The 12,156-nt window shown below is 68.0% G+C and carries 15 protein-coding genes; 11 read left to right on the top strand and 4 right to left on the bottom strand.

The features are described 5' to 3' along the window. Nucleotides 1-202: 202 nt before the first annotated feature. The 5 genes from rplS (at nt 203) to AB4Z55_RS17055 (ending at nt 2,920) form a co-directional block, all read left to right on the top strand. On the top strand, nt 203-544 hold the full coding sequence (rplS, locus tag AB4Z55_RS17075; RefSeq protein WP_004572295.1) for a 50S ribosomal protein L19: 342 nt from the start codon (nt 203-205) through the stop codon (nt 542-544). A gap of 18 nt (nt 545-562) precedes the next feature. Next, nucleotides 563-1,405: a signal peptidase I gene (lepB, locus tag AB4Z55_RS17070; protein WP_369520150.1), complete on the top strand. Its 843-nt coding sequence runs from the start codon at nt 563-565 to the stop codon at nt 1,403-1,405. Between the two features lie 10 nt (nt 1,406-1,415). Further along, entirely contained in the window at nt 1,416-2,105 is a 690-nt protein-coding gene (locus tag AB4Z55_RS17065; RefSeq protein ID WP_004572293.1) for a ribonuclease HII, read from the top strand. After that, complete coding sequence (locus AB4Z55_RS17060; RefSeq protein ID WP_004572292.1) at nt 2,102-2,413, top strand: DUF2469 domain-containing protein; 312 nt, start codon at nt 2,102-2,104, stop codon at nt 2,411-2,413. Before AB4Z55_RS17065 ends, AB4Z55_RS17060 begins: the two co-directional genes overlap by 4 nt. 102 nt (nt 2,414-2,515) lie before the next feature. Continuing rightward, entirely contained in the window at nt 2,516-2,920 is a 405-nt protein-coding gene (locus tag AB4Z55_RS17055; protein WP_369520149.1) for a YraN family protein, read from the top strand. 6 nt (nt 2,921-2,926) lie between these two features. On the opposite strand, the gene AB4Z55_RS17050 is transcribed toward AB4Z55_RS17055, so the two are convergent. Continuing rightward, nucleotides 2,927-4,267, bottom strand: a complete 1,341-nt coding sequence (locus AB4Z55_RS17050; protein WP_369520148.1) for a DUF4185 domain-containing protein — start codon at nt 4,265-4,267, stop codon at nt 2,927-2,929. 129 nt (nt 4,268-4,396) lie between these two features. Between AB4Z55_RS17050 and AB4Z55_RS17045 the strand changes: the two genes are divergently transcribed. Continuing rightward, entirely contained in the window at nt 4,397-4,987 is a 591-nt protein-coding gene (locus tag AB4Z55_RS17045; protein WP_369520147.1) for a GIY-YIG nuclease family protein, read from the top strand. On the opposite strand, the gene bluB is transcribed toward AB4Z55_RS17045, so the two are convergent. Further along, nucleotides 4,984-5,622 carry a 5,6-dimethylbenzimidazole synthase gene (gene bluB, locus AB4Z55_RS17040; RefSeq protein ID WP_369520146.1) on the bottom strand — a complete coding sequence of 213 codons (639 nt, stop codon included), beginning with the start codon at nt 5,620-5,622 and terminating at the stop codon, nt 4,984-4,986. The genes AB4Z55_RS17045 and bluB overlap by 4 nt on opposite strands. Nucleotides 5,623-5,847: 225 nt before the next feature. Here bluB and AB4Z55_RS17035 point away from each other — a divergent pair, with 225 nt between their 5' ends. The 3 genes from AB4Z55_RS17035 to dprA all read left to right on the top strand — a co-directional run bounded on the left by AB4Z55_RS17035 (nt 5,848) and on the right by dprA (nt 8,971). Continuing rightward, complete coding sequence (locus AB4Z55_RS17035; RefSeq protein ID WP_369520145.1) at nt 5,848-6,189, top strand: hypothetical protein; 342 nt, start codon at nt 5,848-5,850, stop codon at nt 6,187-6,189. A 131-nt stretch (nt 6,190-6,320) separates the two neighbouring features. Then, nucleotides 6,321-7,829 carry a YifB family Mg chelatase-like AAA ATPase gene (locus AB4Z55_RS17030; RefSeq protein ID WP_239402755.1) on the top strand — a complete coding sequence of 503 codons (1,509 nt, stop codon included), beginning with the start codon at nt 6,321-6,323 and terminating at the stop codon, nt 7,827-7,829. Beyond that, nucleotides 7,826-8,971 (top strand): DNA-processing protein DprA, encoded by a 1,146-nt coding sequence (gene dprA / locus AB4Z55_RS17025; RefSeq protein ID WP_369520144.1) that lies wholly within the window; start codon nt 7,826-7,828, stop codon nt 8,969-8,971. Before AB4Z55_RS17030 ends, dprA begins: the two co-directional genes overlap by 4 nt. A 2-nt stretch (nt 8,972-8,973) precedes the next feature. Here dprA and AB4Z55_RS17020 read toward each other — a convergent pair whose 3' ends face one another. After that, complete coding sequence (locus AB4Z55_RS17020; protein ID WP_369520143.1) at nt 8,974-9,552, bottom strand: TetR/AcrR family transcriptional regulator; 579 nt, start codon at nt 9,550-9,552, stop codon at nt 8,974-8,976. A gap of 174 nt (nt 9,553-9,726) precedes the next feature. On the opposite strand from AB4Z55_RS17020, the gene AB4Z55_RS17015 reads away from it, so the two are divergent. Beyond that, nucleotides 9,727-10,593: a siderophore-interacting protein gene (locus tag AB4Z55_RS17015; protein ID WP_369520142.1), complete on the top strand. Its 867-nt coding sequence runs from the start codon at nt 9,727-9,729 to the stop codon at nt 10,591-10,593. A gap of 86 nt (nt 10,594-10,679) precedes the next feature. Further along, complete coding sequence (locus AB4Z55_RS17010) at nt 10,680-11,564, top strand: tyrosine recombinase XerC (RefSeq protein WP_101818939.1); 885 nt, start codon at nt 10,680-10,682, stop codon at nt 11,562-11,564. 25 nt (nt 11,565-11,589) lie between these two features. Here the strand turns inward: AB4Z55_RS17010 and AB4Z55_RS17005 are convergent, their stop codons facing one another. Further along, the gene (locus AB4Z55_RS17005) at nt 11,590-12,063 is read right to left on the bottom strand and encodes a M23 family metallopeptidase (protein WP_239402783.1); all 474 of its coding nucleotides are present in this window, start codon (nt 12,061-12,063) and stop codon (nt 11,590-11,592) included. Nucleotides 12,064-12,156 lie beyond the last annotated feature (93 nt).

The following is a 12,156-nucleotide window of genomic DNA, read 5'->3' as shown; positions in this document are numbered from 1 at the left end:
CCGCGATTTCGTCGGCTCGGGGTGTCTCTGGCACAATAGTCGGGTTGCCTGTCGACGATGCCCCGCCACGGGGCCGTCCGTGACCGCGATGTCTGTGACACCGTCGACAGTGACGCCAACGACTCGGAGCACGAACCGGTCGAGCCCTCGGGCCGCCAGGTTCCTCTGCTCAACGTTTCCCGCCAGACAAGGACCACGACACATGAACACGCTCGACTTCCTCGACAAGCAGTCCCTCCGCGACGACGTGCCGGACTTCGGCCCCGGCGACACCCTCGACGTCCACGTCAAGGTCATCGAGGGCAGCAAGGAGCGCGTGCAGGTGTTCAAGGGTGTCGTCATCCGCCGCCAGGGCGGCGGCGTGCGCGAGACCTTCACCGTCCGCAAGGTGTCCTTCGGCGTCGGCGTCGAGCGCACCTTCCCCGTGCACAGCCCGAACATCGCCAAGATCGACGTCCTCACCCGCGGTGACGTCCGTCGCGCCAAGCTGTACTACCTGCGCGATCTGCGCGGCAAGGCAGCCAAGATCAAGGAAAAGCGCTGACGCGTCTAACCTGACGAGGTGGCCGACACACAGCGACCCGACGGTGACCGCGACGAGGACGCCAAGCGTCCGTGGCGGTTGAAGACCGACCGGGACGACCCCACCGACGACCGCGGAAAGCGTAAGTCCGGATCGGGCTCGCTCCTACGCGAAGTCGTGATCATCGTGGGGTGCGTCCTGCTCCTCACCTGGGTTCTGCAGACCTTCATCGGTCGGCAGTACGTGATCCCGTCGGAGTCGATGGAGTCGACGCTCATCGGCTGCGACGGGTGCACCAACGACCGCATCGTCATCGACAAGCTGACGTACCGGTTCGGCGATCCGCAGCCCGGTGACGTCGTCGTGTTCAAGGGTCCGTCGGAGTCGTGGAACGGCGCCTGGGTGTCACCCCGGTCGACGAACCCGGTGATGCACAAGGCGCAGGATGCCCTCTCGTGGTTCGGGTTCGCGCCACCGGACGAGAACAATCTCGTCAAGCGCGTCATCGCCACCGGTGGTCAGACCGTCGAATGTCGCAACGACGAGGGTGTCGGCGTCAAGGTCGACGGGCGACCGCTGCGTGAGCCCTACATCGACATGAAGCTCCAGGAGGAGACGGTCACCTCGTTCGGCCCCGGCGTCGCCGGGCCGGGCAACCAGGTGCCGCCGTGTCTGGGTCCGGACTTCGGTCCGATCAAGGTCCCCGAGGGCAACGTGTGGGTGATGGGCGACAACCGGCTGAACTCCCAGGACTCCCGGTACCACGTGGACGACCAGTATCAGGGCACGGTCCCGGTCAGTGACATCCGCGGCAAGGTGCGCTTCATCATCTACCCCTTCTCGCGGATCGGTGGTGTCGGTTCGTTCAATCCGCAGCAGTGATGGGTGCACTGTGACGACTCGATGGCCTCCGCGCTCTCCCGTCCGCCGCGCCGCGGGGCTGCGGACGTTCGAATTCGCGCTGCATCGCCAGGGCCTCGGACCTGTTGCCGGCGTCGACGAGGCCGGTCGCGGTGCCTGCGCCGGGCCGCTCGTGGTCGCGGCGTGTGTGCTCAAACCCACGCAGCTCGTCTCGCTGGCGGAACTCGACGATTCCAAGCGTCTCTCGGAGCGCACGCGCGAGGGTTTGTACCGCTCGGTGACGCGCTACGCCCAGAGCTGGAGCGCGGTGGTCATCGAGGCCGCGGAGATCGATCGCATCGGGATCCACGTCGCCAACATCGAGGGCATGCGACGTGCGGTGGCGGCGCTCGACGTGAAACCCGGATACGTATTGTCCGACGGCTTCGCGGTGCCGGGACTGACCGCGCCGTCACTGCCGGTGATCGGGGGAGACGGGGCGGCCGCGTGCATCGCCGCCGCCAGCATCATCGCCAAGGTCACCCGAGACCGCATCATGGTCGCGATGGACGACGACCTGCCCGGCTACGACTTCGCCATCCACAAGGGCTACAGCACGGCGCTGCACATGTCGCGCATCGACGCGGCAGGCCCCTCACCCCAACACCGCATGTCGTACCGTAATGTCGCGGCACGTGTGGTCACCAGCGCAAACGACAACAGGGATAGGCTGACAGGATGAGTGCTGAGGATCTCGAGAAGTACGAAACCGAGATGGAACTCTCTCTGTACCGCGAGTACAAGGACATCGTCGGGCAGTTCACGTATGTGGTGGAGACAGAGCGGCGCTTCTACCTCGCCAACGCGGTCGAGATGATCCCGCGCAACACCGACGGCGAGGTCTACTTCGAACTCCGCATGAGCGATGCGTGGGTGTGGGACATGTACCGGCCCGCGCGTTTCGTCAAACAGGTTCGCGTGATCACGTTCAAGGACGTCAACATCGAAGAGCTGGAGAAGTCGGAACTCCGCCTGCCCGACGAGCCCTGATCGAGATCGAAATCTGTTGACAACGCCCTGATCCTCCACAGATCAGGGCGTTGCTCGCTCTCGAGGGGTCGCCGAAAGCGGTTCTGCGCGAAGCTGATCGGCATGAGTTCTGAACCGCGCGGACATCCCCGCCCCGATCGACGTGGCCACATCGGCCGACTCGGCGAGGACGTGGCCGCGGACTACGCGACGTCGCTGGGTTGGGTTGTCCTGGATCGCAATTGGCGTACCAGATATGGCGAGCTCGATCTCGTTGCGTGCGATGGGTCGATCCTGGTGATCGTCGAGGTCAAGACGCGAGCGAGCCGCACCTACGATGATCCGGTCATGGCGGTGACGCCGACCAAGCTCACCCGGATGCGTCGACTCGCCCGGTTGTGGCTGGCCGCGCAGGACCGCCGGTGGTCGCAGATCCGGTTCGACGTCGTCAGCGTGCGGCTCGATCAGGCCACGCCCGATGATCTGGCTCGCGCGCGGGTGCGGCATCACCGGGGCGTGTACGTGTGAGGTGCGTCAGAGTTTGCTCAGGTCCGTGCGGATCAGCATCACGTTGTAGTCGCTCCACCTCGACGCATTGAAGTACAGGTCCTTCGAGTCACTCTGCAAGGCAGGGGAGTTCGGCAGCATCATCGGCCCGTACAGCACCAGTGCGCCGCGGGGCACGATGGTTTTCGGAGCGCTCCACGGTCCTTCGGGATGGTCGGAGGTGCGCAGCGTGATGTCGTTGTCGCCGTCGAGCATGATGTATTTCTCGAGGTATGGGCTCCAGGCGACCGAGAGTTCGGTGACCGGCTGCCGGACGACCACCGCGGAGCCGTCGTCGGGGATGGCGGCGATGTCGTTCACCCACCCCCGGCTGGTTCCCGCCCAGTACTCGTAGGCGTCGAGTTTCAGGATGTCCGCCGGCTTGAACCGCGCGAGGAACGCGGCGCCGAAGCGGCCGTTCGGCGTGCCGTACTGGTAGACGTAGTCCGCTTCGGGCGTCCCGGGGCGACCGCGGACGTAGGCGTTCTGCTGGAACTTGCCGTTGTTGAACTCCACCGGACGGAACTCGCCGGGGAGTCGGAGCGAGACCGGCGCGTTGACGAGGATCGTGTCCTGGTCGGTGACCCAGGTCTGGCCGTTGTCGTCGGAATGGGCGATCGCCGAGAAGTTGGTGACCCAGTTGCCCGGCGATCCCCACGATCGCACCGACATGTAGTTGATGTACTGGCGGAAGCCGTCACCGTGTGGGAGGGAGATGGCCGCGGTCGGGATGGTCGTGACCTCGACGTTGGAGATGCCGACCGACGGGATGAGTTCCTGCGCGTAGTTCGGTTGTCCGGGCGCGATGACCGAACCGGACGTCACGTCGCCAGCCCGGCCGTCGGGCACCGACAGTCCGTTGGCGAGGTTGTCGTCGTCGGTGCGCAGCAGCACGTTGTGACGCCACTGCTGTCTCGGGGCGTTGCAGTTGCCGAAGGTGTCACCGAACGCCATCAGGGTCTGGCCGCGCCCGTTGTCCCAGGCGACGCCTAGGTCGGTGCCGCCGATGCCGAACCGGCTGAACGTCCGGTTGGCGCTGAGCGGGCCCGTCACCCAGCCGACGGTGCGGGACTTGGCGCCGACGTAGGGCACGAGCGGGGCCTGCGGACCCGGATTCGGGATGTTCGAACTGCCGGAGGAGCCTGCTGAACCGCTCGATCCGCTCGAACCGCTGGATCCGGAGCCGAGAAAACTCGATCCGGTGCTCGCGTTGCCACAGGGTGCAGCGTGCGCGACGCCGGCGCCGGTCGTCAGGGCGATTGCGGTACCGCTGAACGCGATGACCCCGGCGAGCGCCAGCCGGACACTCGTGGTGAGACGGCTCGACACGCGCGTCCTCCAGTTACTCTCGTGGCAGAAGTGATTGACGTGACTATTGTTACTGGAGTTACTACCGGTTCGCGCGATCCGAGGGGTCACGATCTGGTGTCGAGGCGCGTGCGTCGGAAGAATGCTGACATGACGGAGTTCTCCGATCGCTTCGCACCTGTCCGATTCGGCGAGTTCTTCCGCCAACCGCTGTACGGTCGCGATGAGGTCATCCGGGTTGATTCTGTGGTCCCTGCATTGTCGGGCGTATACGGGTGGTGGTTCAGGCGCCCGCCGTCCCGGCTCATCGACACTTCAGGGTGTAGAAGCCGGGATGGCCTGACACTGCTGTATGTCGGCATCAGTCCTCGGAGGCCCTCCAATTCGGGCGTAGTCAGTCGGCAGAACCTTCGTCGACGGTTGCGAACCCACTACAAAGGACGTGCGTCGACGTCGACCTTGCGCCTCAGTCTCGGTGTGCTCCTGGCTGATGAGCTCGGCATCCAGCTCGCCTTGCACGGGACCAGAAGGCATTTCGGTGCCGGCGAGCCGGTCCTCAGTGAATGGATGGGAAACAACACCCGGGTCTCGTGGTTGGCGGACGACGAACCCTGGCTGGTTGAGGACGCGGCGATCCGCCACTTGATTGTGCCACTGAATCTGGAAGGTAACTCGCACAACCCCTTCTACCGCGAGCTCAAGCTGGCCCGGGCTCGAGCTGCGGCCTCCGCGAATTCCTAGCGCACGAAGAACCGCTCCTCGGACCTCGTCCGTGACTGCCAGCCGACGCGTTCGAGCTCCGGCGTCTCCGAGTCGTGGGCGGGGTGGCCGATGCACAGATAGGCGACCAACTTCCAGGAAGACGGTACGTCGAGTGCCGTGGTCACCCGGTCGGGTTCGATGATCGACACCCACCCGACCCCGACGCCCCGCGCCCGCGCCGCGAGCCAGAGCGTGGAGATCGCGGTGACGACCGAATACTCCAACGTCTCGGGCACTGTTTGTCGGCCGAGTCCCCGGCCCTGCTCGACAGCGGGTTCGCAGAAAACGGCGAGGTGGACGGGAGCGTCGTCGAGCCCGGCGAGCTTGAGCGACGAATAGAGCTGTGCGCGTTCGCCCGTGTAGCCGCCGAGCGCACCGGCATTGCAGCGAGTGAAGCTCTCGCGCACCGATTGTCGGGCTTCGGCGGACCGCACCTCGACCCAGCGCCACGGCTGACTGTTGCCCACGGACGGTGCCAGTTCGGCCGCCTCGAGGATCTCGGGAAGCACGTGGGGTTCGAGTGGTTCGCGGCGGAAGCGACGGACGTCGCGCCGCCATCGAAGTAGTCGGTCGAGATCGCCGACGAACTCATCGTCGAAAGTTCCGTCGCTCATCGGTTGTCGAGCCTAGTCTGCGTGTCGACCGACGGAGCGGGTCCCGTGTGTGCGTGCCGACCGACGGGGCGGGTCCCGTGTGCGCGTGCCGACCGACGGAGCGGGTCCCGTGTGTGCGTGCCGACCGCTGGGTCAAATCGCTGGACAACCTCGGGTTCGCGCGGGGAGTCTGTATCTTTCGTCGTCAGGAGGGCAGATGGACGCATACAGCGCGCACGCGCTTCCTTGTTCGAGCGGTACGTCACCGAGGTGTGGGGCGAACGCTGCGAAACCACTGACCTGGAGGACTTCCCGGAGCTCGAGACGGAGTCCAGGTCGACTCGTTGCGGTGTCTGTGTGGCGTGGGAGGAAGCCGACCAGTTCAGAGAATGGCTGTTGGCCACGTCGAAGGACTCGCGATCCGCGCCCGCTCCGAGCGATGTCACTCGTTTCGAGGTCATCGATCACACCACAGGCGGTGAGGGCCGCGCCTACGTGAAGTACGACGTATCGGCGGAGTTGAGCTACCAGGATGACGGGAGGACGCTAAAGGTGTTCGTGAGAGATCGGAAGGTCGCCGATACCTAGCTCGGCACGACTGACGAACGACCCCGCTTGCGCCTGCAGGGCGACGTGCACAACCACGGGGTCATCCACAGATCGGCTGTCGGAGCGGTTCGGCGCCGTCCGCCACGCGCGTCACCGCCGAGACTGTGCTCATGCTGGGGCAAACACAGGCGGTGGGGCTCAATGCCTTTGCCGCAAGCGTCGTCGACGTGCAGGCGAGTGTCAGTTCGGGGTTGCCGGGATTCGCGGTGACCGGCAACCCGGATCCGTCGGTGCGAGAGGCGCGGGACCGGGTGCGGGCCGCGATCAAGAACTCCGGGTTCAGTTTTCCCGAGTTGAAGGTGACGGTGGCTCTGTCGCCGGCCGACATACCGAAGATCGGTTCGGGGTTCGATCTGTCGATGGCCGTCGCGATCCTGGCTGCCACCCAACAGGTGTCGGCGGAGAGACTGTCATCGACGATCTTCTTGGGCGAACTCGGTCTGGACGGCAACGTGCGGCCGATCCGCGGAGTCCTGCCGGCGGTGATCGCGGCGCGGCAGGCTGGCTACTGCCGGGCGGTCGTGCCGATCGAGACGGTCGCCGAGGCGGCGCTGGTCGTCGGGATGGACGTCGGCGGCGCGACGAGCCTCAAGGAGGTGACGCAGTGGCTGGCCGGTGATCACGTGCTCGACACCGTGCACGAGGCGACGACGACGAAGCCGCCGCCGATCCCGGACATGGCCGACGTCGTGGGGCAGCAGGAGGCGCGGCATGCGCTCGAGATCGCCGCGGCCGGAGCGCATCACGTGTTGATGACGGGGTCGCCGGGGATCGGCAAGACGATGTTGGCGCGGCGGTTGCCGGGTATTCTGCCGCCGCTGGGCCTCGAGGATTCCCTGGAGGTGACGGCCATCCATTCGCTGGTGGGCGAGTTGTCGCCCGGGCGTCCGCTGATCACCGAGCCACCGTTCATCGCCCCGCATCACAGTTCGACGACCACAGCCCTGCTCGGAGGGGGTACGGGTTTCGCGCGTCCGGGTGCGGTGTCCAAGGCACACCGAGGGGTGTTGTTCCTCGACGAGTGCGCCGAGATGAGTGTCAAATCCCTGGAGTCGCTTCGAGAACCCCTCGAGGACGGTGAGGTCCGGGTGCCGCGACGAGACGGCGTGGCGGTCTACCCCTCCAGGTTCCAGCTGATCCTGGCGGCGAACCCGTGTCCGTGTGCGCCCGCCCACGACGTGGATTGTGTGTGCTCGGCCGTCGTTCGACGACGCTATCTGGGCAAGTTGTCGGGGCCACTGCTGGACCGCGTGGACATCCGCGTACGCATGGATCCGCCGGGAAACACGGCCCTGATGAGCGGTGCGGGGGAGTCCAGCGCCGATGTCCGGGCCCGCGTGACCACTGCGCGCGCCACCGCGATCGACCGGTGGGCGCAGTTCGGGTGGCGCACCAATGCCGAGGTCCCCGGGTCCGCGCTGCGACAGCGGTTCCGACTGCCGCCGGACGTGTTGCGGCCCATCGAATTGTTCCTGCGCGACGGCCGCGTGACGGCTCGCGGCGCCGATCGCGCGCTGCGCCTGGCGTGGACCCTCTGTGATCTGCGCGGTACGGGTCGTCCCGTGGAAGACGATGTCGCGCAGGCGCTTCTGTACCGAGACCGAGGAGCGACCTGGTGACCGCCGCCCATCCGTCGGAGTCCCGTTCTCCCGAATCGATCGCGTGGGCTTATCTGGCTCGGGTGGCCGAACCGCCGTGTGCCGCGATCATCGCGCTCGTCGACGACATCGGTCCGGTCGAGGCCGCATCGGCGATTCGTCGACGCACCGTGCCCGGGGGTCACGACGCGGTGCTCGGCGCGACCGCGGCCCGGTGTGATTCCGACTGTGCGACAGTCGACCTCGACACCGCCGACCGGATCGGCGCACGGTTGGTGACCCGCGCCGACCCGGAATGGCCTGCCTGGTCGATGCTGGCACTGGGACAGGCCGACACCGCGGCGCGTGGGGGCGAACCGCTCGCCCTGTGGGTGCGCGGTCCCGCCCGCCTCGACGATCTCGCCGCCGCGTCGGTGGCGGTGATCGGGTCCCGCGCCGCGTCGGCCTATGGCGAACACGTCACGCAGACACTCGCGTCGGGACTGTCGGGCGAAGGTTTCGCGGTGCTGTCCGGGGGTGCGTTCGGCATCGATGGCGCCGCCCACCGTGCGGTGGTCGCGGCGGGTGGAGTGACCGCGGCGGTGATGGCGTGCGGCATCGACCGGGACTATCCGGCGTCGCACGCGGCTCTGCTGACCGCGATCGCGCGCACGGGTGCGGTGATCAGCGAGTACCCGCCGGGGACGACGGCCGCCAAACACCGGTTCCTCACCCGGAACCGTCTCGTGGCGGCGATGAGCGGTGCGACCGTGGTGGTCGAGGCCGGACGACGGTCCGGCGCGGCGAACACCGCCGCGTGGGCGCGCAAGCTCGGCCGGCCGCTGGGCGCGGTGCCCGGCCCGGTCACCTCGGCGACCTCGGTCGGCTGCCACCGCATGATCGCCGACGACCTCGCGGTGCTGGTCTCCGACGTCGCCTCGATCGTCAACCTGGTGCGCCCCGACGGAGGGGGTGACATCGGCCGCGGTCGCACGAAGCCGACGGACGGACTCGACGCCGAGCAACTGCGTGTCCACGACGCCATTCCCGGCCGCGGCGCCGTGGGGATCGACGAGATCGCCTTCGCCGCGGGTCTCGACATCGGGGCGGTCCGGTCGGCGTTGGCGCACCTCGACATCAGGGGGTATGTGCAGAACGTCGATGGACGATGGCGGCTGGCGTGAGCTCAGCGGCGGGTGAGGACGTCGATGATGACGCGCAGATCGTCGGGGGTCGCCTCGTTCAGCCGGCCGTGCGCGTGGACATAGCCGATGCCCGCGTACAGCAACGTCGTGGCCCGAGCGTGTGTCTCGGCCTCCGAGAAGCCGAGCTCGCGCATCGCCGAGATCGCGATCGAGAAGATCCGGCAGTCGAGCTGGTCGACCGAGTCCGCGATCGATGCGTCGGTGTCGGCCCACCGGCGCAGAGCCGACTCCATCGCCCAGCGGCGCGGGTCGGACAGCAGGCGCGCCATCCCTTCCACCCGTTCGACCGGCGGTAGGGCTTCGAGCGCCTCGATCCGATCGGCTGCCGCCGACTGAGCCCGCCGACAGTGTTCCGCGAGCGCGGCCTTCAATGCGCCGATGTCGGTGAAATGCCAGTAGAAACTGCCCTTGGTCACACCGAGACGCGCGCTCAGACGCGAGATCTTCAGTGCGTCGATGCCGTCGTCGACCAAGATCTGGGTCGCGGCCTCCAGCCAGTCGTCCACGCTCAACCGCGAACCGCGGCGCGGGGTGGATTGATCCACGGGCTGATCCGGCATGGAGTCACCTCTGGTCGGGTCTCGCGACGTCTGATTTTAGTAATGGCAAAGTCTCAGATACACATCGCTCGATCGAAGAGAAACCTTACAACCGCGGATGGGTGGTTCGCTCGACTAAAGCTAAGGGTCACCTAATCTGGAAGGCGTAGGGTTGACGCCTGAAAGGGAGGTTCGATGGCGAAACGCGTGAACACGATGACGGTGCTGCGGAGCAAGCGGATCAGTCCGCACTTCGTACGCCTGTTCCTGGGTGGAGAAGGATTCGACGACTTCCAGCCGGCGCTGGGGAAGTCCGGGGAGCCCGACACCGACATGTACGTGAAGTTCGTCTTCGCGCCGCCGGGTGTCACCTACCCGGAGCCGTTCGATCTCCAGGAGATCCGTTCCGCCGAGCCGGCGGAACGCCAACCGGTGCTGCGCACCTACACCGTCCGCCGCGTGGATGCGGCGGCCCGCGAGCTCGTCGTCGACTTCGTCGTCCACGGCAGCGAGGGCATCGCCGGCCCCTGGGCGGCGTCGGTCCAGCCAGGGGAGACGATCCGCTTCATCGGCCCGGGCAGCGGTTACCGCCCGCGGACAGACGCTCCCTGGCACCTGCTGGCCTGTGATGAGGCCGGACTCCCTGCGGTGGCGGCCGCACTGGAGGCGTTGCCCGCCGACGCCGTCGCCAAGGTCTTCATCGAGGTGGCCGGTCCCGAAGACGAGCTCGAACTCCGGGCGCCGGTCGGGGCGGAGATCTCCTGGGTGCATCGCGGCGGGCCCGCGGGCGAGGTGGACGACTCACTCGCCGGCGACAACGCCCCGCTGATCGAGGCGGTCCGCGCGGCGGAATGGCTCGACGGCGAGCCGCACGTGTTCATCCACGGTGAGGCGCAGGCGGTCATGCACAACCTGCGGGCCTATGTCCGCAAGGAGCGCGGAGTGGGGGCGGCGAACGCGTCGATCTCCGGCTACTGGCGGCGCGGACGGACCGAGGAGGGCTTCCGGCAGTGGAAGGCCGACCTGCGTGCCGAGGAAGAGGGTGTCGGCGCCCAGGGCTGACGCGGACCGACCATCGTGGCACCGATTCGGCCACGACGCCGCGTGTGCTGTTGCGCCCGGCTGTCCGACACGGTGAGGTCGTGACCATGCTCGACGACTTCGCCGACCACCTGCGCCTCGAGAAAGGGCGCAGTGAGCACACGATCCGTGCCTACGTCGGTGGTGCTCGTGCGCTGGTCTCGTTCGCCGGTGCCCGGGGGATCGAGGTCGGCGCCATCGACCTCGCATTGCTGCGGGCCTGGCTCGCCGAACTGACCCGCCGTGGCGCTGCGCGGACAACCGTCGCCCGACAGGTCTCGGCGGCGAAGACCTTCTGCGCGTGGGCGGTCCGCGAGGGCTACCTGGCCACCGACCCGTCGCAGCGGCTGAAGGCGCCCAAGGCGCACCGGACCCTGCCCGCGGTCCTGGCCCCGGCCCAGGCCGAAGCCGCGATCGCGGCCACCGGCGTGGACCGAGCGGCCGACGACCCGATCGCATTACGCGACCGGGTGATCCTGGAGCTGTTGTACGCGAGCGGGGTTCGCGTGGGGGAGCTGTGCGGGCTCGACGTCGGTGACGTCGATGCCGACCGGCGGGTGGTGCGCGTGATCGGCAAGGGCGACAAGGAACGGTCGGTGCCCTACGGTGAGCCGGCCGCGCGCGCGATCGACGACTGGCTCCGGACCGGACGCCCGGCCCTGGTGACCGACGCCTCGGGGGCGGCGCTGCTCCTCGGTGCCCGCGGGGGCCGGTTGGACCAGCGGATGGCGCGCTCGGTCGTGGCACGGGCGGTCGACGCGAGCGGCGGGCCGGCGACCGGACCGCACGGGCTCCGCCACAGCGCCGCCACACACCTGCTCGAGGGCGGTGCCGACCTGCGCGTCGTCCAGGAACTGCTCGGGCACTCGTCGCTCGCGACGACACAGATCTACACCCATGTGAGCGTCGAGCGCCTGCGCGCCGTCCATCGTCAGGCGCACCCGCGGGCCTGAGGACTCCGGGCGGCGCGCCCGTGGGTCATCCAACCGGTTTGAGTCGGACTCGGACCGCGCCGAGCAGTCCCAGCGGGTCCATGTAGTCCGACCCGCGGCCGCTGCCGCGCCGAGCTCCCCAGTGCAGGCAGACGACCACCGGGCAGCCCGGATGCCCGCCGATCACCGTCCCGATGATCTCGCCACGAGAGACGTGGTCACCCGCCGCGACGCGGGCCTCCACCGGCTCGTACGTCGTGATCACACCGTCGGGATGCGCCACCGAGACGACCGGCCGTCCCACGACCGTTCCCGCGAACCGCACCCGCCCGGCACCGGCCGCGCGGACGGCCTGTCCGGGCCCGGCGGCGAGGTCGACGCCCCGGTGCCCCCGCTGCCAGCGTTTCTCCGGTTCGTCGAAGGCCGTCACCACGGTCGGCCGAGGTGTCAGCGGGGCCGAGTACACCCCGTCGGTGGAGGCAGTGGCGATCGGACCGGCACACCAGAGGGCGGCGAGCACGAGCGTGGCCACGACACGCGGTGAAGGAAATGGCACCTGGATTGGACGCAGCAGAGGCCGTGCGGGATCCGCCGGTTGGTGCACCGCTGCCGG

Source organism: Gordonia sp. ABKF26 (assembly GCF_041103195.1).
Classification (GTDB): Bacteria; Actinomycetota; Actinomycetes; order Mycobacteriales; family Mycobacteriaceae; genus Gordonia; species Gordonia terrae.
Note: the sequence above shows the minus strand (reverse complement) of the source record. Positions and strands in the feature narration are given on the sequence as shown.